The following is a 21,979-nucleotide window of genomic DNA, read 5'->3' as shown; positions in this document are numbered from 1 at the left end:
ATGTTCACCACCCACCTCTTCTACCTCACCAGCGAGCAGTTGTGCGCCTACGAATGGACCGGCGGCCGGCTGTCGGGCGGCGTTTGTTTCGTCAACAACCGTGGCGGCATCGATGACTTCATGGACTACATTGAAGACCATCACCGCGCCTCGCCCGTATATTTGCTGGCCGACCTGATCGAGGAAGACTTCCATCGCGCCAGCGTGCCGCACGTCGGCGGCCGGGCCGGCCGCGCGCTGTTGCAGCGCCGCCTGTTGCAGCAGTACCGCGAAACCCCGTTCCGCCACCACGAACTGCAAGGCCGCGACGCCGCCGGCCGCCGCGACGATATCGTGCTGCTGTCGGCGCTGACCAATCCAGCGTCGGTGCAGCCGTGGGTGGAGGCGCTGGAACAGATGCAAATCCCGCTGGCCGGCCTGTATTCCACCACGCTGCTCAGCGGCGAACTGGCACGCATGCTGGCGCTGCGCGATGAGCATGCGCTGCTGGTGACGCAGCAATCGGCAGGCTGGCGCCAGAGTTATTTCCAGCACGGCCAGCTAAAATTCTCGCGCCTGACGCCGGCCATTGACCGCGACGGCCACCCGATCGACATCGGCGTGGAAACGGCGAAGACGCAGCAGTTCCTCACCAGCCAGCGCCTGATGGCGCGCGGGAACGTGCTGCACGCCACGGTGGTGACGCCGTCCGCCGACAGCGCCGCGCTGGACGCCCAATGCGAGGACGGCGCGGAAACCGAATTCCATTTCGTGACGCTGGAATCGCTGGCGCAGCGCGCCGGGCTGAAAACCGCCGGCGGCAAAGTGGCCGAATCGGCCGCGCATCTGGCGGAGCCGATGCTGCTCGCGCTGCTGGCCCGGCGCAAGCAGCCCAGCCATTACACGCTGGGCGCATGGCAGCGTTATTACCGCTTGTGGCGCGCCCGGGTCGCGCTGTATGTCTCCAGCATGGCCATGGTGAGCTTATGCGCCATCTGGACCGGCATCAACCTGTGGCAGCAGCACCAGGCCGACAGCGACAGCGCCCGGCTCAACATCGAAGCGGCGCAACTGGATCAGCGTTACCGCGCCGCGATGGCGGAACTGCCGCCGCGCGTGACCAGCACCGCCAACATGCGGGCGGCGGTCAACGTCGAGCGCATGCTGGCCACCCAGTCGGCCACGCCGCTCGGCATGGCGACCCTGGTGAGTGCGGCGCTGGAAACCTCGCCGCAAATCCGCCTGCTGCAACTGGACTGGAAAGTGAGCGTGCCGGCCGCCGCGCCGGCGCCGGGCACGGATGCCGCCCAGGCCACGCCGATTTCGTCGCTGGTGGCCGGCATTCCGCACCGCGCGCCGCAAATTCTGGTGCTGGAAGCCGAAATCATGGCCGAGCAGGATGACTATCGCAACGCGGTCGACAGCATGAACGAATTCGCCCGCGCACTGGCGCAGCATCCGCGCCTGACGGTGGAAGTGGAAAAGCCGCCGGTGGACACGCGCTCCTCGGTCAAGCTGTCCGGCAAGGCGGGCGCGCAGGCCGCCGCCGAGCCGGCGCGCGCGAAGTTCACCCTGAACCTGGTGTGGAAGCCATGAGTACCAATCCCGTCACCAACAAAAAGAAAGCCGCGCGCACCATCGCGCTGCCTTACTGGATCAATGAATTCGGCCTGATACGCACCGCCGTGCTGACGCTGATTGCGGCGGTAACGGTGTCGCTGACCGGCGTGCTGTTAAGCGAACTAACATTGCGGGAAGCTGACGCGCGCCTGGAAAATGCCCAGCGCGCGCGCGATGCCGCCGCTTCGCGCTATGCGCAGGCGGACAGCGAAAAGCGCGATATCCGCAACTTCCAGCAGCGCTTCGTCGAACTGCGCCAGCGCGGCCTGGTCGGCGAGGAGCGCCGCCTGGAATGGCTGGACGCCATCCGCCAGACGCAGGATCAACTAAAGCTGCCGCCATTGAGTTACGAGATCGAGCCGCAGCAGGTGGTGCAGCTCGATGCGCCGCTGGACCTGGGCGACTTTCAACTGCACGGCAGCCGCATGCGCCTGCACATGGAACTGCTGCATGAACTGGATTTGTTCAACTTCTTCCAGAGCCTGCGCGAGCGCGGCTACTTTGCGGTGCAGGACTGCGCGATCCGCCGCCTCGGCGTAGCCGTCGAAACACCCGGCGCCTCCACGCTCGGCGCCGACTGCACGCTGGACTGGATCACGCTGGGCGCCGCGCCAACCGTAACGCCGGGCGGTTCCGGCAGCGCGCCGCCGCTTGCCGCGGCCATGTCGCCGAAAGGTACGCCATGATGCGCCGCCCGTCCCTAACCGCGGCTTCCTTGCTGGCCGCCGCGTTGTTGATGCTCGCCGCCGCGCCGGCGCAGGCCCAGGTTGCGCTGGGCCGCCTGTTCGCCACGCCGGCCGAACGCGCGGCGATGGAAGCCAATCGTGGCGCGGCCGCCGCGCCGGCGCAAAACCCGGACGGCATGCAGCCGCCGCCCGGCATGCCAGCCGATCCCGCCGGGCAGGAGGCGGCCGCCACTTCGGCGCCGCCACCGCCACCACCGTCGCTGGTGATGAGCGGCGTGCTGCGTCGCAGCGGCAGCCGCGATACGACGGTGTGGCTGAACGGCGAGCCGCAATACGGCGCGCAAGGGAACCTGTCGCAGCGCAAAGGCGCGGCGACGCCCAACCTGACGGTTACGCTGCCGTCCGGCAAGCGCGTCACGCTGAAACCCGGCCAGCGCTACGACCTGAATGAAGGCCGGGTCAAGGACATCAATGAACCATAAGCGCCTTCCCAGCCGCCGATCCGGCTTCACGCTGGTCGAAGTCTCCATCGTGCTGCTCATCGTCGGCTTGATGATCGGCGGCCTGGTCGCGCCGCTGGCGTCGCAGCTCGAACAGCGTCGCGTGTCCGACACCCGGCGCGTGATGGACGAAGCGCGCGAGGCGCTGATTGGCTTCGCGCTGCACAACGGCTATCTGCCCTGCCCCGCCATCTCGTCCAGCAACGGGCTGGAAGACCGCAACGGCGCGGTATGCAACCGGCGTTACGGCTATCTGCCATGGGCCACGCTGGGCGTCGGCAAGCTGGATGGCTGGAACCGCTTGATGGGCTATACGGTGACGCCGGCGTTCACCAACGCCGGCGTGTTGTTCACGCTGGCCACGCCGCGCGACATCACCATCGCCACCCGCGACGTCAACGGCCAGCTGGTCGCAGCCACCGGCGTGAATGATATTCCGGCGGCGATCATCTCCTTTGGCCGCAACGGTTACGGCGCCACCAGCGACCAGAATACCGTCATCGCCGATGTCGGCATTGGCAACATCGACGAGAAAGCCAACCTGCAAAGCGGCGGCAACGCGCTGGTCGCGCGCGACGCCAGCGACGATACGCGCGCACCGGGCGGCACGTTCGACGACATGGTGGTGTGGGTATCGCCGAACATTCTGTATAACCGCATGGTTGGCGCGCAGCGGTTGCCATGATGCGTCCCGCCCTCACCATCGCCCGCTACACGCTGCTGGAAGCCCTGCGCAACCGGCTGCTGTGGCTCGTGCTCATCATGATGGCCGGCGCGGTGGCAGTCAGCGGCTTTCTCAACGAGCTGGCGCTGACCGAGAGCCGGCAGTTGCAGGCGGCCTTGCTGGCGGCGGTATTGCGCCTGGCGGCGGTGTTTCTGGTGGCGACCTTCGTCATCACCAGCATGGCGCGCGAGGCCAATGACAAGGGGCTGGAACTATTGATGGCGCTGCCGATGCCGCGCGCGGTGTACTTGTCCGGCAAGCTGGCCGGCTTCGCGGCGCTGGCGCTGCTGCCGGCCGTGTTGTTTGGCGGCCTGGGACTGTTCTTCGCGCCGCCGGCGCAAGCGGCGTTATGGGGATTTTCGCTGTTGTGCGAGTGCTGGATTATGGCGGCGTTCGGGGTGTTGTGCATGCTGACCCTGAGCCAGGTGCTGCCGGCGCTGGCGGCGGCGTTGTCGTTTTACCTGCTGGCGCGCGTGATCGGCGCCTTGCAGTTGCTGGGACACGGCGCGGCCACGGTGCAAAGCGGCAGCCAGCAGGCGCTCAATGCCGGCATCGACGGCCTGGCGCTGCTGCTGCCGCATCTCGACCAGTTCACGCGCAGCGACTGGCTGGTGTACCACAGCGGCACTGGCGCGGAGCTGGGCGCAATCGCCGCGCAGACGGCCATCTACGTCGCCCTGCTGTCGGCGGCCGCGCTGTTCGACCTGCATCGCAAAAACATCTGAGGCCAGCCGTGTTCCGCGCCCTCGCTTCTTCCGCTTCACCACCGCCGCAAGAGCCGCGCGGCACCGCCGCCGCGGCCCGGCGCCCGGCGCCGCGCGCTGTGCTGCTGGCTGTGCTGACCGCGTTGAGCGTGCAGCTGCTGTGGCAAGCCGGCCGTCCACCGGCGCGCGCGCGGGCGCAAGATTTGCCGCCGGCCCCTTCGCCGGCGACCTTGCAGCTGGCCGCGATGGGCGATCCGGTCGCGCTGTCGAAGGCGACCATGCTGTACGTACAGGGTTTCGACGAACAGGCCGGCGTCAGCATCGCCTGGCGCGACCTCGATTACGTCAAACTGCGCGACTGGCTGCAACGCGTGCTCGACCTCGACCCGCGCAGCCAGTATCCGCTGCTGGCCGCCAGCGAAGTCTACGGCGCCGTCACCGACCCGGCGCGCGCCCGGCTGATGCTGGACTTCGTCTACCAGCGCTTCAGCGAGGACCCGAACCGCCGCTGGCCGTGGCTGGCCCACGCCGCGCTGGTGGCCAAGCACCGCCTGCACGACCTGCCGCTGGCGCGCCGCTACGCCGAGGCCATCCGCCTGCACGCCACCGCCGCCAGCGTCCCGGCGTGGGCCAGGCAGATGGAAATCTTCATCCTCGAAGACATGAACGAAGGCGATGCCGCCCGCGCCCTCATCGGCGGCCTGCTGCACAGCGGCCAGATCACCGACCCCAACCAACTCGCCTTCCTCGCCGCCCGCCTGGAACAACTGAACGCCACGCACAAGCCCTAGCGCTTGCTATACTGTGAACCACAAGAACGAAAGGAATCCCATGCCCCGACACACCGCGCGCCAACACGGCTTTACCCTGGTGGAAATCGCCATCGTACTGGTCATCATCGGCCTGCTGCTTGGCGGCGTGCTCAAGGGCCAGGGCCTGATCGACAGCGCCCGCGTCAAGAACATCATCCAGCAGACCACCTCGCTGCAAGCCGCCGTCAACGCCTACCAGGACAAATTCCGCGCCCTGCCCGGCGACGACGTGCAAGGCACTACCCACGCGCCCGGCGCCACCGGCAACGGCAACGGCGACGGCCAGATCAGCGAATACCTGCTGGCGCCGCAACACCTGGCGCTGGCCGGCTTCATCACCGGCTCGTTCAACGGCACCACCGACTTCATGACCAGCGCCCAAGGCGGCGCCGTCTACATCTACAACGACGTGGTCGGCGGGCGCGGCGGCAACGGCGTGCGCCTCGACAACCTGCCGGACTCGTTTGCCGAGCAACTCGATAGCAAGCTCGATGACGGCAAATACAACACCGGCTCGGTGCGCGCGACCGGCCCGTACACCAACAACGGCAGCATCATCCAGCGCACCGCCGCGTTCTTCTGAGATTAAAAGCACAACCGTACTTTTTTGCTCTAGAATGGCTGTCACCATAAAAAGCAGGAGACGGCATGTTCGAAGAATTCATGGGCACCAAGGAGGTGTCGGCCCGGCACCAGTTCGACACCGCAGCCCTTGACCGCTGGCTGCGCCAGCACGTCGACGGCTATCCGGACGGCGCGCTGACGGTGGCGCAGTTCAAGGGCGGCCAGTCCAATCCCACATTCAAGCTCGGCATCGGCGGCCGGCACTACGTGCTGCGCACCAAGCCGGCGCCGGCCGCCGAGCTGCTGCCGTCGGCGCACGCCATCGAGCGCGAATACCGGGTGATGGACGCGCTGCACCGGCACGGCTTTCCCGCCGCCCGCCAGTACGCGCTGTGCACCGACGAGGCGGTGATCGGGCGCGCCTTCTACGTGATGGAATTCGTCGAAGGAAGGGTGCTGTGGGACCAGTCGCTGCCCGGCATGACGCCGGACGAACGCGCCGCCATCTACGACGAACTGAACCGCGTAATCGCCCAGCTGCACAGCATCGACTACAACGCCATCGGCCTTGGCGACTTCGGCAAGCCCGGCAACTACTTCGCGCGCCAGATCGAGCGCTGGACCAGGCAATACCAGGCCTCGCAAACGGAAACCATCGACGCCATGGACCAGTTGATCGCCTGGCTGCCGGCCCACATCCCGCCCGGCGACGACACCGCCATCGTGCATGGCGACTACCGCCTCGACAACATGCTGTTCCACCCGACCGAGCCGCGCATCCTGGCCGTGCTGGACTGGGAACTGTCGACGCTGGGCCACCCGTTCGCCGACTTTTCCTACCATTGCATGAGCTGGCACATCCCGCCCGGCCAGTTCCGCGGCATCGCCGGCCTCGACCTGAAAGCCCTGGGCATCCCGACGCAGCAGGAATACATCGCCCGCTACGCCGCGCGCACCGGCAAGACCATCCGCCTGGAGGACTTCAACTTCTACCTGGCGTTTAATATGTTCCGTCTGGCAAGTATCATGCAAGGCATCATGAAACGCTACGTCGACGGCACCGCCGCCAGCGCCCAGGCGCTGGAATCGGGGCGGATGGCGCGGCCGATGGCCGAGCTGGGCTGGGCCTACGCCTGCGGCAAAGCGCTATAACGGTGTGGCGGCTTTGGTTCGTCGAGGACAAAAGCGCTTTCTGAAAACCCCGGCCTCGGCTACTATCGTGCCAGCACCACCACCCGGGGCCGCCGCGTGCCAGAGACCAAACGCAAACCACTGCCGTCCATCCGCTCGCAGATCGCGCTGCTGGTCCTGGCTTGCGCCCTGCCCACGGTCATCGGTTTCGGCGCGCTGGTCTTCCAGTACTACAACCGCGAACACGCCACGCTGAAAAACAACACCCAGCAGGCCGCGCGCGCGGTGGCCGCCGCCATCGACCGCGACCTGGTGCAGAGCGAAGGCGCGCTGCTGGCCCTGGCCTCTTCGCCGAGCCTGCGCACGCACGACCTGACCGCGCTGCGGCTGCAGGCCGGCGCGCTGCTCAGTCCGCAGTTCCCGGCATCGCAGTTCATCCTCAGCGACACCGCCGGCCAGGCCGCGCTGCATCTCGGCGCCGCGCTACCGGACACGTTCAATCCGGTCAACAACAGCCGCCGGCTGGCGCCGCTGTTCGGCAACGGCCGGCCGCAGCTGTCGGTGGTGGTGATCGAAGGCAGCGCGCTGGTGGCGGTCGACGTCCCGGTCTTCATCGACAGCCACGTCGCCTATGCGCTGACGGCGCTGCTCAAGCCGGACCGCCTGGCGCGCATCCTCAAGGACGAACACATCGGCGCCGAGCAGGCGATGACGCTGTACGACGCCGACGGCGCCGTCGTCGCCCAGTCCGGCGGGCCGAGGCTGCTGCTGGGCCACGCGGCCGAACCGGCGCTGCGCGAGCACCTGCGCCACGCGCAGGAAGCGCTGCTCACTACCAGCGATCCGCAAGGCACGCCGGTCTACCTGGGCCTGAGCCGGGCGCCGGTCAGCGGCGCCACGGTCGGCATCGCCACGCCGCAATCGGCCGCGCTGCAAGACCTGCGCGGCTCGGTGGCGCCGATCGCGCTCGGCATGCTGGCCCTGCTGGCGGGCGGGTTTACGCTGGCCTGGCTGGTCGGCGGCCGCATCGCCCGTTCGGTGCGCCAGTTGGTGGCGCCGGCGCAGGCGCTGGCCAGCGGCCAGCCGTTCGCCATGCCGGCCGCTACCTTCCGCGAGGCGGCCATGGTGGCGGACGCGCTGCAGGCGGTGGAAGGCGACCTGCTGCGCCACAGCCAGCAGCTGGAACGGCTGGTGGCCGAGCGCACCAGCCAGCTCGACAAGCATCGCGGCCAGCTGGAAACGCTGTACGCCAGCGCCCCGGTCGGCCTCAGCTACGTGGACGCCGAGCTGCGCATCGTCCGCATCAACGACTACCTGGCCGCGCTCAACCAGCGCACCGCGATCGACCACCTCGGCCATCACATCGGCGACATCATCCTCGACCGCGCGGTGCGCCAGCTGGTGCTCGACAACTACCAGACGGTGCTGGCCAGCGGCGCCCCGTTGACCGGCGTTGAGATGGCCGCCAGCGCCCCGGACGCCGGACAACAGCTGCGCCATTGGGTGATGAGCTACTACCCGCAGCTGGACGCCGATGGCAAGGTGATCGGCATCATCACCTTGCTGCAGGACGTCACCGACGCCAAGCGCATCGAGGCCGAGCTGCGCAGCTCGCGCCAGTTGCTCGGTTCGGTAGTGGACAATATCCCGGCGATGATCTTCCTCAAGCGCGCCACCGACCTGCGCTATGACATGTTCAACCGCCACGGCGCGCAGATCATGGGCATCAGCAGCGAGCAACTGATCGGCAAGACCGACTACGACGTGGTGCCGGCGGCCCAGGCCGACGAATTCGCCGCCGCCGACCGCCGCGTGCTGGCCGGGTCGCCGGGCGAGGTGACCGAGATCGCCGAGGAGCCGCTGCTGACCGGCGGCGTCACGCGCTATCTCACCACGCGCAAGGTAGCGCTGCGCGACGAGCATGGCGCGGCCACCCACGTGCTGGGCCTGTCGCTGGACATCACCGAGCGCAAGCAGGCCAAGGAAGTCCTGCGCGCCACCGCCGAGCGGCTGGCCGCCAGCGAGCATTTCGTCCGCACCGTCACCGACAACCTGCCCGGCATGGTGGCCTACTGGGACGCCGGGCAGCGCTGCCGCTTCGCCAACCGCTACTTCCTCGACTGGCACGGCCTCGACGCCGGACAGATCGTCGGCGCCCACATGCCGGACGTGGTCGGCGCCGCCCAATACGCCGAGGGCGAAGCCTATGTGCGGGCCGCGCTGGCCGGCGAGCCGCAGGGGTTTGCCGGCAAACTGCACTGGCCGTCGGGCGAGATCAGCCATACCTGGGTCAATTACATCCCCGATGTGGACGATACGGCTACAGTAAAGGGTTTCTTTGTGCTAGTCTCCGATGTCACTGAACTCAAGGAAACCGAATTGCACCTGCAGGAAGTCAATGAGGAACTGATCATGGCGCGCGACCGCGCCGAAGCAGCCAGCCGCGCCAAGAGCGAATTCCTGGCCAATATGAGCCACGAGATCCGCACGCCGATGAACGCCATCATCGGCCTGACCCGGCTGCTGGAAGAAGCGCCACTGGCGCCGCGCGAACGCGGCTACCTGCACAAGATCCAGTTTGCCACGCAGTCCCTGCTCAGCCTGGTCAACGACGTGCTCGACTTCTCGCGGGTGGAAGCCGGCCAGTTGGTGCTGGAACACGCCAGCTTCCATCTGCAGCACATCCTGGACAGCATCAGCGTCATGCTCAGCGGCAGCGCCGCCGACAAGGGCATCGAGCTGGTGTACGACATCGACCCTTCCATGCCGACCGAGCTGGCCGGCGACCCGATGCGGCTGCAACAGGTGCTGCTCAACCTGATCAGCAACGCCATCAAATTCACCGCGCACGGCGAAGTGGCGCTGATCGTGCGGCCGGCGCCCGGCTCGGCGCGGCCGGGCGACCACGCGCTGCTAGTGGAATTCATCGTGCGCGACACCGGCATCGGCATCCCGCGCGAGCAGCAAGCCCACATCTTCGACGCCTTCTCGCAGGCCGACAGCAGCACCAGCCGCAAGTTCGGCGGCGCCGGACTGGGGCTGGCCATTTGCCGCCAGCTGGCCGACATGATGGGCGGCGCCATCAGCGTGCGCAGCGAGCCGGGCCACGGCGCCGAGTTCCTCTTCAGCTGTCCGCTGGAGAGCACGGCCGCGCTGGCCGCGCCGCCGCCGCCGCCGGCCACCACCACGCTGTCGCTGCTGATCGTCGACGACAATCCCGGCGTGCGCCAGGCCCTGCAGGCGGCCGGCCGCAGCTTCGGCTGGCACATCGCCTGCGCCGACGGCGCCGGACAGGCGCGCACGCTGCTGGTCGAGCGCGCCCGCGCCGCCCGCCCCTACGACCTGCTGCTGCTCGATCACGACATGCCCGGCACCGACGGCCCGGCACTGTTGCAACAGTTGTCGCCGGAACTGGCGCTGCCGCCGGTGCTGATGATGATCTGCGAACCGCGCGCCGCCACGCTGGCGCAGCAGACCGCCCAGCTCGGGCTGGCCGGCGTGCTGCCCAAGCCGGTCAGCCCGGCACGGCTGCTGCAACGCGTCAGCGCGCTGCTGGCGGGCGACCACGCCGCCGCCGGCATGTTGAGCCAGCTGGAACACACGCCGCTGCACGGCCGTCTGGCCGGCATGCGCATCCTGCTGGTGGAAGACAACGAAATCAACCAGGAAGTGGCCGAATACATGCTGCTGCACGCCGGCGCCAGCGTCGATGTCGCCACCAACGGCCAACTGGCGGTCGACCGCCTGGCCGCCGCGCCGGACCGCTACGACGTGGTGCTGATGGACGTGCAGATGCCGGTGATGAACGGCTACGACGCCACGCGCGAAATCCGCCGCCGTGGCGAGCTGACGCTACCGATCATCGCCATGACCGCCAACGTGCTGGAAGACGACCGCCGCCGCGCCGTCGAGGCCGGCATGAACGCGCACGTCGCCAAGCCGATCGACGTCGAGGAACTGATTTCGGTCCTGACGCGGCTGGTCACGATCCGCGACGCCACGCGCGAAATGGTGGCGCCGGTGCCGGCCAAGGCGCCGCCGCCGGCCCCCGCCGCCGCGCTGATGCCGCCGCTGTCGCCGCTGCCCGGCATCGACACCGACGCCGCGCTGGCCCGCCTCGGCGGCAACCAGGAGGCGCTGACGGCGCTGCTCAAGCGCTTTGAACAATCGCAGGGCGGCGCCGTCGGCGAAGTGCGCAAGCTGCTCGGCGCCGGCCAGCGCCAGCAGGCGGCGCAGGTGCTGCACCGGCTGCGCGGCGTCGCCGCCAACCTCGGCGCCAGCGACGTTGCCCGCCTCAGCGGCGCCGCCGAAAGCGTGCTGCACGACGCCGACGCCGACTCGCTGGCCATGCCGGCCGCGCTGCAACGGCTGGAGCAGGCGCTGGGCGTGGTCACCCGCACGGCGCGCATGCTGGCGGCGCCGGCTCCCGTACAAAATATTAATATTCCCGCGAGCAACACCACGCCGGCCGACCTGCGGCAAAAACTGGCGGAATTGCAAGGTTTGCTTCAGAATAACAACCTGAAAGCACTGGAGCACTTCCGGCAACTGCGTCCGGCGCTGGCCTCGGCCGCGCAGGCGCAAGCCTTGAGCGAAGCAGTGGAAACCCTCAACTTCAAGGCTGCGCGTCACATGGTGGAAGAAATGCTGCAACAAAAGGAAAGCGCATGAGCTGGACCGACCTGGCCAGGAACGGGCGCATCCTGGTGGTCGACGACGCCATGGAAAACATCCAGATCCTGCACCATGCGCTGCGCGAGGAGCACGAGGTGCTGTTCGCGCTGGACGGCGAGCAGGCGCTGCAAATCGCGCGCGAGCAGCGGCCGGACCTGATCCTGCTCGACGCCGTCATGCCCGGCATGGACGGCTACGCGGTGGTGGCGGCGCTGCGCAGCTCGCCACGGCTGCAGGACATCCCGGTCATCTTCGTCACCGCCCTCAGCCGGCCGGAAGACGAAACGCGGGCGCTGGAGGCCGGCGCGGTCGACTTCATCAGCAAACCGTTCAACGTTGCCGTGGTGCGCGCGCGGTGCGCAGCCAGCTGACCATCAAGCGCCAGGCCGACGCCATGCGCGAACTCAGCATGACCGACGGCCTGACCGGCGTTGCCAACCGCCGCAATTTCAACGACACCGTCGACGCCGAATGGCGCCGCTGCGCGCGCGCCGGCCTGCCGCTGTCGCTGGTCATGATCGACATCGACCACTTCAAGCTCTACAACGACCATTACGGCCACCAGGCCGGCGATACCTGCCTGCAACAGGTGAGCGCCGCCATGAAACGCTGCGCCTCGCGGCCGCAGGACATGCTGGCGCGCTACGGCGGCGAAGAATTCATCCTGCTGCTGCCGCAGGAAGGCGCGGACGGCGCCGAAGTGGTGGCGCAACGCATCCTGGACGAAGTGCGCAAGCTGGCCGTGCCGCACGCCGCCTCGCTGACCGCGCCGCACGTCACCGTCAGCATGGGCCTGGCGACAGCGCTGCCGCCGCTGGAAGGCTACGAACCGAGCCCGCTGATCCGCACCGCCGACAACAACCTCTACCGCGCCAAGCAAAGCGGCCGCGACCGATATTGCATCAGTTTGAATGCATGAGGCGCCTGGGTTAATGTAATTCGCCTCCTGGTCGATAACAGTGTATTCGTCAGGCTATGGAGGAATCATGATTCCCGTCTCTGCCAACTCGCTGCAAAACAGTCCCGCTGTTGGCGCCGCCGAAACCGCCAAGACCAAGCCTACCGGGTCCGCAACCAACTCGTCCACAAAAGCGCTCGCCGGCATCGCCGAGGCGACCGATACGGCTTCCATCTCGACACTGGCCAGCCGCTTGTCCAAGGCAGCCACCACCACAGCCGAGGCGACCGCGGGACTAAGCTACACGGCGTTGCGCGAAAAGGTGCTGGAAAACACGCAGACTATCCACTACCCGTTCGAGGGCGCCGCCAAGGCAGCGGCAGCGAAGGAGCAGCCGGAGCCGAACGACGCCGTGTCCGCCAAGTCGGCATCGGCAGCCACCGCGGTCCTTAACGGCAAAGCACCAAACCCGTTCGCGCGGCTGTCGCGCGAGCAGCTCGCTACCATCTCGAATGACGAGAGCGGCACATTCACGATCAACGAACGACGCGCGGCGTCAACGCAAGCGCATAAAGAAGAAGAAGCCTGGCGCATGCAAGTCGTGGCTCAAAGCAGCCAGGAGTACAGCCAGACTGGGAAGCTGACCAAGTTCTTTCAATCGGTGTTAGATCATTTCAATCAACTACCGGCGCTGGAGCAAGCCACTTATCCGCAGAATTACGCTGCCGATTTGCAGGCAAAAGTCGACCTGGACTTTAATTACTGGAATCACTCTCCAGGTGATTCGGGGCCGACACCCGGTTCGCTGGCCGACATTTTCGGCGAGAAGAAGACCGGCAACCTGTTTGATTTGCTGGACGCATTGACGGTCAACCTGGAGGATCAGGACAACAAAGCCCGCGCTATTTCGTGATTTTTTGCCGCGGTCGCTACAAGGGCAGGCGCGCCATGGATTCCCGCCTGCGCGGGAATGACGGGTGTTTGCCGACGGGCCTGCCAGCCATCGGCGTTGGACTCAGGAATGCTGCTGGAACCCGCGCTGCGCGGCGAAGCGTTCGATGTGGTGGTCGACATCGCCCAGGGTCAGCTCGATCATCGTCAGCCGCTTGAAGTGATGCGCGGCCGGCAGTTCGTCGGTGACGCCCATGCCGCCATGCAGTTGCACCGCCTGCTGGCCGATGAACTTGGCCGCCTGCCCCACGCGCACCTTGGCCGCCGACGCCACCCGCCGCCGCTCCTCGGGATCGCACACCATGCGCGCCGCCACCAGCATCGCCATCGAGCGCGCCTGCTCCAGATGCACATACATGTCCGCCATGCGGTGCTGCAAGGCCTGGAAACTGCCGATCGGCTTGCCGAACTGCTGGCGCGTTTTCACGTACTCCAGCGTGGCGTTGAAGATGGCGTCCATCGCCCCCACCGCTTCCGCGCACAGCAGGCTGATGCCGTAATCGGCCGCCTCGTCCAGCATGTCGCAACCGCCGCCCAGCTTGCTCAGCAGCGCCGACGCCGGCACCGCCACGTGGTTGAACTGCACCGTGGCCGCACGCTGGCCGTCGATGGTGCGGTAATCCTTGACGACCACGCCCGGCGTGTCGGTCGGCACCACGAACAGGCTGATGCCGTTGGTGTCGCGCTGCGTGCCGGCGCTGCGGGCCGAGACGATCAGTGCGCCGGCCTGGCCGCCGTGGATCACCACGGTCTTGGTGCCGTCGATGCGGTAGCCTTCGCCGTTGATGCTGGCGATGGTTTTGATGTCGGCCAGATCGTGGCGCGAGTGTTTTTCGGTCAGCGCGCAGGCGAGCTTGAGTTCGCCCTTGGCGACATCTTCCAGCCGGTGGTGCTGGTTGCCAGCCAGTTGCAGGAATTTGGCGCCCCAGACGGTGGCGAAGTACGGTTCGACCACCAGCCCCCGCCCAAGCTCCTGCATGACGACCAGCATGTCGACCGCGTTGCCGTTGAAGCCGCCCTGCTCTTCGGGGATCGGCAAGGCCGTCATGCCCAGTTCCACCAGCGTATTCCACGCCGCGTCCGAGACGCCGCTGGCCGAGTGCACGATGCGCCGGCGCACTTCGAAGCCGTAGTCCTTGTCCACCCAGCGCCGCAGCGCGTCGGCAAATTGCTGCTGTTCTTCGTTGAAGTTGAAATTCATCGCCGCTCCCTCACAGGCCCAGAATCATCTGGGAGATGATATTTTTCTGTATCTCGTTGGAACCGCCGTAGATCGAGGTCTTGCGGTAGTTGAAGTAGTACGCGGTCAGCGGGGCGCCGCTGTCGTCGCCGGTCACCGCGTGGTCGGTCTTGCCTTCGAGGTAGTCGGTGTCGAACGGTAGCGCGCCCGGCCCCAGCGCTTCGATCATCAGCTCGGTCAGCTGCTGCTGGATTTCGGTGCCGCGCACTTTGAGCAGCGACGCTTCCGGCCCCGGCGCGTGGTCTTCGCGCGTCAGCACGCGCAGCACCGTGGTTTCCAGCGCCATCAGGTCGATTTCCAGGCTGGCGATTTTGGCGCCGAACAGCGGGTCCTGCAACAGCGGCTTGCCGTGCTTGTAGTGCTCGGACGCGACTTTTTTCAGGAATAGCAGTTCGCGCTTGGAGCGCCCTACCGCCGCGATGCCGGTGCGCTCGTGGCCCAGCAGGTATTTGGCGTAGGTCCAGCCCTTGTTTTCCTGGCCGATCAGATTTTGCACCGGCACTTTGACGTTGTCGAAGAAGACTTCGTTCACTTCGTGGTCTTCATCGAGCATGATGATCGGGCGCACGGTGATGCCGGGCGATTTCATGTCGATCAGCAGGAAGGAGATGCCGTCCTGCTTGCGCACGCTGCTGTCGGTGCGCACCAGGCAGAAGATCATGTCGGCGTGCTGGGCCAGCGTGGTCCAGGTTTTCTGGCCGTTGACGATGTAATGCTCGCCCGCGCGCTCGGCGGTGGTTTTCAGCGAGGCCAGGTCAGAGCCGGAACCGGGTTCGGAATAGCCCTGGCACCACCAGTCGTCACAGTTGAGGATGCGCGGCAGGTAGTGGGCTTTTTGTGCTTCGTTGCCGTAGGCCATGATGACCGGCGCCACCATGTTGACGCCGAACGGCAGGATCGGCGGCGTGCCGGCGCGCGCGCATTCTTCTTCCCAGATGTGGCGCTGGGTCGGCGTCCAGCCGGGGCCGCCGTATTCCACCGGCCAGGCCGGCGCTGACCAGCCCTGGCGGGCGACGATCTGGTGCCAGCGCACGTAGTCCTGGCGGCTCAGGCGCAGGTGGTTGCGAACTTTTTTTGCAGGTCGCTTGGCAGGTTGGTGTCCAGGAATGCGCGCACCGTGTCGCGAAATGCCAGGTCCGCAGCCGTGTAAGTCAAATCCATGCTGTCTCCTCGTTGTAGGCGGTCGCAATAAAAAAGCACGACCGTTCAGATCCATTCTACTCCCATGTTCTGGAAAAGGGCGACCGATTGACGGATTTTCTTCACTTCGGTGCAAGCTTTTTCACCACAGTCTGCATGGCTTTCAATACCTTACCGTCGTGGTCGTGGGGGTGCATGGCGCTGACGCGCTTGCCGCTGGCCTTTTCAACCAATGTGGAATGGGCTTCGCCGGGCGCGAACAGGTGGCGTTCGCCCCATTGCCGCAGCGCGACGATGGCGGGAAACAGGCTTTCTCCCTTGGCCGTCAGGACGTATTCCTGGTAGGCGCTGCCGTCGGAGGCGGGCTGGATGGCGAGCAGGCCGGCGTCCACCAGTGCGCTCAGGCGGTCGGACAGGATGTTGCGGGCGACGCCGAGGTTGCGCTGGAAGTCGCCGAAGCGGCGGATGCCGTCCATGGCGTCGCGGATGATGAGCATGGACCAGCGGTCGCCGACCAGGTCGACCGCGCGGGCAACCGGGCAGTCGTCGTTTTGCAGGGATTTTCGCTTGGCCATGGTTGCATTTTAAAACTGGTTTACGGTAGGCTGCAACCAGTTTCGTTTTGCAACTGGAATTCTGGAGGTCGAGCGTGCCGCGTTCTTTGATGTTGTTGTTTGCCTGCGCTAGCGGGTTGAGTGTCGCCAATGTGTATTACGCGCAGCCGTTGCTGGATGCGCTGGCGGCGGATTTCGGTATCAGTCTCGCGGCGGTCGGTGCTGTGATTACGGCGACGCAGGTTGGCAGTGTGCTGGCTTTGGTGCTGCTGGTGCCGCTGGGGGATATGCTGTCGCGGCGGGGTTTGATGCTGGGGCAGCTTGCAGCGTTGGTGTTGGCGCTCTGCTGGGTTTGTGTTGCCGGTAGCGCGGCGGCGATGATGGCGGGCATGCTGGCGGTGGGCATGCTCGGCACGGCGATGACGCAGGGCTTGATTGCGTATGCGGCCAGCGCGGCATCCGAGCAGGAGCGCGGCCGCGTGGTTGGCGCGGCGCAGAGCGGCGTCGTCGGCGGCCTGCTGATGGCGCGCGTGTTCGCAGGACTGGTTGCGGACCTGGCCGGATGGCGCGGGGTCTATGCCGCCTCCGCCGCCATAATGCTCGCGCTCGGCGTTCTGCTGTGGCGTGCCTTGCCGAAATCTCGCGCTCCCGCAGCGGCGGATGCGGCGACGACGACGGGTGCGGGCGCGGGTGCGGCGGCGGCAGGTGCGGCGGTATCTTATACTGCTTTGCTGGCCTCATCGTTCGCGCTGTTGCGGCACAACCGCGTGCTGCAAGTGCGTGGCGCAATTGCGTTGTTGATGTTCGCCGTCTTCGGCACGTTCTGGAGCGCGCTGGTTTTCCTGTTGAGCGCCCCGCCCTACGCCTACTCGCACACCGCCATCGGCGCCTTCGGCCTGGTTGGCCTGGCGGGCGCGCTAGCCGCCGCGCGCGCCGGACACTGGGCCGATCAAGGCCGCGCCCAACCAGCCAGCGCTGCCGCCCTCGCATTGATGACCGCCGCATGGCTACCACTGGCGATGGCCCAGCACTCCCTGCCGGCCCTCATCATCGGCATACTGGCGCTCGACCTCGGCGTGCAGGCGCTGCACGTCACCAACCAGACGCTCATCCTGCGCACCGCCAAAACCGATCACAGCCGCCTGATCGGCGCCTACATGATGTTCTACGCGCTCGGCAGCGGCGCTGGCGCCATCGCCGCCACCCATGTCCACGCAATGGCAGGCTGGAACGGCGCCTGCCTGCTCGGCGGCGCCCTCAGCCTGGCCGCCCTCGCCTTCTGGGCAAGCACAACAAAAGTGGCCAGTCCGGATTGCAAAAGTGGCCGGACCAATCTAGAATGGCCTGACCAAATAAACGTTTTACAACAACAAAGAGACAAAAACCCGTGACCTCACCATCCGCCCTGATTGCGGCTGTCGCCGCTACCCTGCTCGCCCTTCCAGCCCACGCCGAAGGCCCTTACCGCAACCCCGACAATAAAAGCGTCTACGACGCCGGCGAAGGCACTTACCCGGTGCCGTACAAAAGCCGAGCGTCGCAGAAATTACCGCATCGCTGGACCGCATCCGGGGCTATATGGAAGCGACTACGCCGACCAAGGTGATCCACAAGGACAGCGGCGTCCAGATCACCGATTTCAGCAAGCCGGTAGCCGATGCCGTCGTCGAGCCGAGCAGCGCGGAATGGAACTTCCAGGTGTACGAAATGGGCGTCGTGCATGCGGGCCTGATGAAAGCCGCCGTGGTTACCGGCGACAAGAAATACACCGCGATGACGGCCCGCCACTTCCAGTTCATCGCCGACAAATATCCCTACTTCAAGGCCCAGGAACAGCAGTTCAGCCTGAAGCGCGCGAACAGCTTCGCGCGCGTGCTGGAACCGCGCTCGCTCGATGACGCCGGCTCCATGTGCGCCGCCATGATCCGTGCCCGCTTCGCCAAGATCGGCCCGGACATGAGCCAGTTCATCGAAACGTGCAGCAACTGGGTCTACAAAAGCAATTCCGCCTGAAGGACGGCACGCTGGCGCGCGAGCGTCCGCAAGCCGTCTCGCTGTGGGCCGACGATATGTACATGGGCGTGCCGGCGCTGGCCGAAATGGGTCGCCTGACCGGCAAGCGCGAATACTATGACGACGCCGTCAAAAACGTGCTGCAAATGACGCAGTACCTGTTCAACCCGCAACTGGGCATCTACACCCATGGCTGGAACGCCAACAATCCGGACGCGCCGCGCTTCTACTGGGCGCGCGCCAACGGCTGGGCGGTGCTGACCATGAGCGACCTGCTGGACGTGCTGCCGAAGGACCACCCCGGCTATCCCAAAGTGCTGGCCCAGCTGCGCGCCAGCCTGCGCGGCATCGCCGAGCTGCAATCGGGCACCGGCCTGTGGCACCAGATGCTGGACCGTAACGACTCCTACCTGGAAACCTCGGCCAGCGCCATGTTCACCTACGTGATCGCGCATGCCATCAACGAGGGCTGGATCAACGCCGCCACCTATGGTTCGATCGCGCAAGCCGGCTGGGTCGGCCTGACCACCCGCATCAACGCCCGCGGCCAGGTCGAGGGCACGTGCGTCGGCACCACCTTCGCCAGCGACCACATTTACTACTACAACCGTCCGACCAGCGTGGACGCGCTGCACGGCTACGGCCCGACGCTGCTGGCCGGCGCCGAAATGATCAAGTTGCTGACCAATCCGAAGATTGACATACAGGTAAAATTGCGCACCTACCATTACGTGCCGAAAGATGCCGGCGCCACCAATTACAGTCACGAATAAGGAGATGCCCAGAATGCGTACGTATCTGTTACCCCTTGCCGCCGCCATGCTGGCCAGCGGTTCGCTGAGCGCCGCCGAACTGGCGCGCATCACCGTAACCCACGACCTGGAACTGGCACGCCCTTCGGAAACCATCGCCGTGCCGTGGAGCGAGATCAACCGCGCGCTGCCGGGCGCGCTGATCCAGAAGATCGCGGTCAAGGACAGCAAGGGCAACATCCTGCCCTACCAGGTGAGCAACGTCGCGCCGCAGGCCAAGGACCCGAACAACGTCGGCATCGCCTATGGCGAGCTGTTCTTCCAGCACAGCTTTGCCAAGGGTGAAAAGCAGGCCACCTTCACGGTCGAGAAGACCGAGACGGTTACGCAGCCGTTCGCGCAGAAGACCTTCGCCCGCTACGTGCCGGAGCGCCTGGACGACTTCGGCTGGGAAAACGATCGTGTTGCGCACCGCACTTACGGCCCGGCGCTGGCCGCGCCGGATTCGGCGGGCGTGGGCAAGGAAGTGCTGGTCACCAGCGGCCTGGATATCTGGTTCAAGCGCGTGTCGTATCCGATCGTCGATCGCTGGTACAACAAGGGCCACGACCACTATCACCACGATGAAGGCGAAGGCATGGACATGTACAACGTCGGCAAGTCGCGCGGCGCCGGCGGCACCGGCGTGTGGGACGGCAAGCAGCTGTACGTCGGCCGTAACTACGCCTCGTGGAAGGTACTGGCCAATGGCCCTATCCGCAGCGTGTTCGAGCTGACCTACGATAGCTGGGATGCGGCCGGCACCAAGGTCAGCGAAGTCAAACGCTTCACGGTCGATGCCGGGCAGGACTTCGATACCATGGACAGCACGTTTACTTTCAGCGGTCCGCAAAAGCTGAACGTGGCGGTCGGCCTCAACAAAAACCGGCCGACAAGAAGCAGAACGAGAAGATCACCGTCGGCCGCGACGGCGCGGCGCTGACGCAGTGGGTTACGCAAGACAGTAACGGTGCCTTCGGCACCGCCATCGTGCTGCCTGGTGCGACCAGCATCACCGAGGACCCGCTGAATGAGCTGATCGTCGCGCCGGTGGAATCCGGCAAGCCGCTGCGCTACTTTATTGGCGCGGCCTGGGATCGCGCCGGCCATGTCAAGACGCCGGCCGAGTGGCAGGAGAAAGTCAAGCTGGTGGCGGCGCGTGCAGCCCATCCGCTGAAAGCGACTGTCGCGCCGTAGTGCGCTTATTTTTGCCGCAGGCTTTTCAGGGCCAGCGGCAAGGCGTTAAATATGCGCACCAGCAGGTGCATCTGCCAGGGGAAGACGTAGCGCTCATCACGCCGTGCAATTGCGGCTGCGATGCGGCGCACGGCTTCCTCTTCTTTCATCAGATAGGGCTTGCGGCTGGCGTCACCGCCGTTCAGCTCCCGCAGTCGCGCGGTATCGACATAGCCGGGGATGATGGTGGTGACGGCGATGCCGAACGGCTCCAGCGCCTTGCGGTAGCTGTCGCAGATGGCGATGGCGGCGCGCTTGCTTGCGCTATACAGCGAGCCTCCCGGGTAGTCTTTTTGCAGGCCGGCGATGGAGGCGATGGCGACCAGTTGCCCTCCGCGCGCCATCATGACCTCGGCGGCTGCGCCAAAGGCGTGATCCAGGCCGCCGACGTTCACTTTCAATACGGGTATGGCGGCGTTGCGGTCCTGGGCAATGGCGGCGGCGTCCGCGTATTGGCCGGCGCTGACGATAAGCAGGTCCAGCCCGCAGCGTCCATTTTGCGCTTGCTGCGAAATCGTGCGCCGGACGGCGTCGCGGTCGGCGATGTCGAGTGGCTGCACAGTGAGGCGTTGGTGCGCCAGGCCTTGCAGTTTTTCGGGATGTCGCCCACATGCTGTGACGTGCGCGCCTTGCTGCAGGTAGTGCCGCGCCAGTCCCAGGCCGATGCCGCTGGTGCCGCCGATAATCATCACGTTCATGCTTGATAGGCTTTCTGCGCGCGTTCGTAGCCGTAGCGCCATTGAGTGTCAATGTCGGCCGCGTACTGGTCGTAGCTGGATGGAGCGATCAGCCGAATGGTATTGCACCGCCAGTCGATGCGTTTCCGGATGCCGGTGCCGCGTAGCGCGCTTGGCGCATCGGAGGTGTCGATCCAGGCGCCGGCAGGTTGCGCGTGCACGTGGCGCATGCGCTGGTTGCCGTCGATGCCGACGACGGCACGCAAGGCGGGGATGGCCATTAGCTGGTCATAAGGCTGTTTGATTTCCATGGTGACGTGGTGCGCGAGATGGTGCGCCAGTTCGACCGGCATCAGGTCAATCGCACCGCCGGTGTAGTGGGCGTTGTTGGCCTGCTGGGCTTTGAAGTAGAACATGTCTGTAATGGAGATGCGCGCCGCGTCGGCTATCGGCACGGCGGTGTCGACATGCAGCGTTGGGGCGACGGTGTTGGTCCAGTCGCGCATCGCGGCGGGCAAGCCGTCCGCCAGCGCGGCGATGCGGTCGTTGGCAAACAGCGTGATCTGGTACAGCGGCCGGTCGCCGCGCGCCTGTCCTGCGTCGGCTGCGCCGAACAGCAGCCTGCCGCCGAGGACCGCCAGCGCTGGCGCCGCAGGCGAGACGATCGGTGTGGGGAGCGGCAGGACTGCGGGCATTTCGAACAGGTAGTCGCGGAACAGGTCGGGGATGCGCATCGCCGGTTTGCGGCGGAGCCGCCGCAGGACGACCTGGGCCGCCACGCGTAGCGGCGAGGCGCGGGGGCCGGAACGCAGGTCGCTGAAGAACGCATGCATCTGCGGCGACATCAGCCACGCCTTGCGCGACGCCGTATCCGGCAGGCCGGCGATGATGGCGCCCGCGATCGCCCCGCCGCAGGTGGCCAGCAGCAGATCCGGCGCCCGCCCTGCATCGACAGCGGCGGCATGCATGCCGAGGTAGTAGCCGAAGCGGAATCCGCCACCCGCCAGCACCATGCATCGTTCGTATCGAAGGTCTCGCTTTACTTGCGCCATACATGCATAATGCCGTAATTATATGGTTATTAA

The 21,979-nt window shown here is 66.2% G+C and carries 21 protein-coding genes and 1 pseudogene; 17 read left to right on the top strand and 5 right to left on the bottom strand.

What is annotated here, in order from left to right; translation table 11 throughout:
• From ACRQ5J_RS13455 to ACRQ5J_RS13400, 12 genes are all read left to right on the top strand, one after another.
• Positions 1-1,575, top strand: a complete 1,575-nt coding sequence (locus ACRQ5J_RS13455) for a hypothetical protein (protein WP_432377426.1) — start codon at positions 1-3, stop codon at positions 1,573-1,575.
• Positions 1,572-2,285 carry a hypothetical protein gene (locus ACRQ5J_RS13450; protein WP_432377425.1) on the top strand — a complete coding sequence of 238 codons (714 nt, stop codon included), beginning with the start codon at positions 1,572-1,574 and terminating at the stop codon, positions 2,283-2,285. Before ACRQ5J_RS13455 ends, ACRQ5J_RS13450 begins: the two co-directional genes overlap by 4 nt.
• Positions 2,282-2,767, top strand: a complete 486-nt coding sequence (locus ACRQ5J_RS13445) for a hypothetical protein (protein WP_432377424.1) — start codon at positions 2,282-2,284, stop codon at positions 2,765-2,767. The genes ACRQ5J_RS13450 and ACRQ5J_RS13445 overlap by 4 nt, the downstream gene beginning before the upstream one ends.
• Positions 2,757-3,470 (top strand): type II secretion system protein, encoded by a 714-nt coding sequence (locus ACRQ5J_RS13440; RefSeq protein WP_432377423.1) that lies wholly within the window; start codon positions 2,757-2,759, stop codon positions 3,468-3,470. The genes ACRQ5J_RS13445 and ACRQ5J_RS13440 overlap by 11 nt, the downstream gene beginning before the upstream one ends.
• Positions 3,467-4,234: an ABC transporter permease gene (locus ACRQ5J_RS13435; protein WP_432377422.1), complete on the top strand. Its 768-nt coding sequence runs from the start codon at positions 3,467-3,469 to the stop codon at positions 4,232-4,234. The genes ACRQ5J_RS13440 and ACRQ5J_RS13435 overlap by 4 nt, the downstream gene beginning before the upstream one ends.
• Before the next feature lie 8 nt (positions 4,235-4,242).
• Positions 4,243-5,004, top strand: coding sequence for a hypothetical protein (locus ACRQ5J_RS13430; protein ID WP_432377421.1), 762 nt, complete (start codon positions 4,243-4,245; stop codon positions 5,002-5,004).
• Positions 5,005-5,044: 40 nt separating this feature from the next.
• Entirely contained in the window at positions 5,045-5,608 is a 564-nt protein-coding gene (locus tag ACRQ5J_RS13425; protein WP_432377420.1) for a prepilin-type N-terminal cleavage/methylation domain-containing protein, read from the top strand.
• A gap of 65 nt (positions 5,609-5,673) precedes the next feature.
• Positions 5,674-6,741: a phosphotransferase gene (locus ACRQ5J_RS13420; protein ID WP_432377419.1), complete on the top strand. Its 1,068-nt coding sequence runs from the start codon at positions 5,674-5,676 to the stop codon at positions 6,739-6,741.
• Positions 6,742-6,837: 96 nt separating this feature from the next.
• Entirely contained in the window at positions 6,838-11,391 is a 4,554-nt protein-coding gene (locus ACRQ5J_RS13415; RefSeq protein WP_432377418.1) for a PAS domain-containing protein, read from the top strand.
• Entirely contained in the window at positions 11,388-11,765 is a 378-nt protein-coding gene (locus tag ACRQ5J_RS13410; protein WP_432377417.1) for a response regulator, read from the top strand. Before ACRQ5J_RS13415 ends, ACRQ5J_RS13410 begins: the two co-directional genes overlap by 4 nt.
• Positions 11,750-12,313: a GGDEF domain-containing protein gene (locus ACRQ5J_RS13405; protein WP_432377416.1), complete on the top strand. Its 564-nt coding sequence runs from the start codon at positions 11,750-11,752 to the stop codon at positions 12,311-12,313. The genes ACRQ5J_RS13410 and ACRQ5J_RS13405 overlap by 16 nt, the downstream gene beginning before the upstream one ends.
• Before the next feature lie 67 nt (positions 12,314-12,380).
• A complete protein-coding gene (locus ACRQ5J_RS13400) occupies positions 12,381-13,205 on the top strand; it encodes a hypothetical protein (RefSeq protein WP_432377415.1) in 825 nt (274 codons plus the stop codon).
• A gap of 102 nt (positions 13,206-13,307) precedes the next feature.
• Here the strand turns inward: ACRQ5J_RS13400 and ACRQ5J_RS13395 are convergent, their stop codons facing one another.
• The 3 genes and pseudogenes from ACRQ5J_RS13395 to ACRQ5J_RS13385 form a co-directional block, all read right to left on the bottom strand.
• On the bottom strand, positions 13,308-14,444 hold the full coding sequence (locus ACRQ5J_RS13395; protein WP_432377414.1) for an acyl-CoA dehydrogenase family protein: 1,137 nt from the start codon (positions 14,442-14,444) through the stop codon (positions 13,308-13,310).
• A 10-nt stretch (positions 14,445-14,454) separates the two neighbouring features.
• Positions 14,455-15,644: pseudogene (locus ACRQ5J_RS13390) on the bottom strand (acyl-CoA dehydrogenase family protein).
• Positions 15,645-15,745: 101 nt separating this feature from the next.
• Positions 15,746-16,198, bottom strand: coding sequence for a winged helix-turn-helix transcriptional regulator (locus ACRQ5J_RS13385; protein WP_432377413.1), 453 nt, complete (start codon positions 16,196-16,198; stop codon positions 15,746-15,748).
• 89 nt (positions 16,199-16,287) lie between these two features.
• Here ACRQ5J_RS13385 and ACRQ5J_RS13380 point away from each other — a divergent pair, with 89 nt between their 5' ends.
• From ACRQ5J_RS13380 to ACRQ5J_RS13360, 5 genes are all read left to right on the top strand, one after another.
• On the top strand, positions 16,288-17,568 hold the full coding sequence (locus ACRQ5J_RS13380) for an MFS transporter (RefSeq protein WP_432383646.1): 1,281 nt from the start codon (positions 16,288-16,290) through the stop codon (positions 17,566-17,568).
• 187 nt (positions 17,569-17,755) lie between these two features.
• The gene (locus ACRQ5J_RS13375) at positions 17,756-18,190 is read left to right on the top strand and encodes a hypothetical protein (RefSeq protein WP_432377412.1); all 435 of its coding nucleotides are present in this window, start codon (positions 17,756-17,758) and stop codon (positions 18,188-18,190) included.
• Positions 18,154-18,963 carry a glycoside hydrolase family 88/105 protein gene (locus ACRQ5J_RS13370; protein ID WP_432377411.1) on the top strand — a complete coding sequence of 270 codons (810 nt, stop codon included), beginning with the start codon at positions 18,154-18,156 and terminating at the stop codon, positions 18,961-18,963. The genes ACRQ5J_RS13375 and ACRQ5J_RS13370 overlap by 37 nt, the downstream gene beginning before the upstream one ends.
• Positions 18,964-18,976: 13 nt before the next feature.
• A complete protein-coding gene (locus ACRQ5J_RS13365) occupies positions 18,977-19,924 on the top strand; it encodes a DUF4861 family protein (RefSeq protein ID WP_432377410.1) in 948 nt (315 codons plus the stop codon).
• Positions 19,894-20,178: a DUF4861 family protein gene (locus ACRQ5J_RS13360; protein WP_432383645.1), complete on the top strand. Its 285-nt coding sequence runs from the start codon at positions 19,894-19,896 to the stop codon at positions 20,176-20,178. The genes ACRQ5J_RS13365 and ACRQ5J_RS13360 overlap by 31 nt, the downstream gene beginning before the upstream one ends.
• Positions 20,179-20,183: 5 nt before the next feature.
• On the opposite strand, the gene ACRQ5J_RS13355 is transcribed toward ACRQ5J_RS13360, so the two are convergent.
• Together ACRQ5J_RS13355 and ACRQ5J_RS13350 are read right to left on the bottom strand one after the other, a co-directional pair.
• Positions 20,184-20,915, bottom strand: a complete 732-nt coding sequence (locus ACRQ5J_RS13355) for an SDR family NAD(P)-dependent oxidoreductase (protein WP_432377409.1) — start codon at positions 20,913-20,915, stop codon at positions 20,184-20,186.
• A complete protein-coding gene (locus tag ACRQ5J_RS13350) occupies positions 20,912-21,946 on the bottom strand; it encodes a patatin-like phospholipase family protein (RefSeq protein ID WP_432377408.1) in 1,035 nt (344 codons plus the stop codon). Before ACRQ5J_RS13350 ends, ACRQ5J_RS13355 begins: the two co-directional genes overlap by 4 nt.
• Positions 21,947-21,979 lie beyond the last annotated feature (33 nt).

The sequence above is a fragment of the Duganella sp. P38 genome (genome assembly GCF_050859475.1).
Lineage (GTDB): Bacteria > Pseudomonadota > Gammaproteobacteria > Burkholderiales > Burkholderiaceae_D > Rugamonas.
Note: the sequence above shows the minus strand (reverse complement) of the source record. Positions and strands in the feature narration are given on the sequence as shown.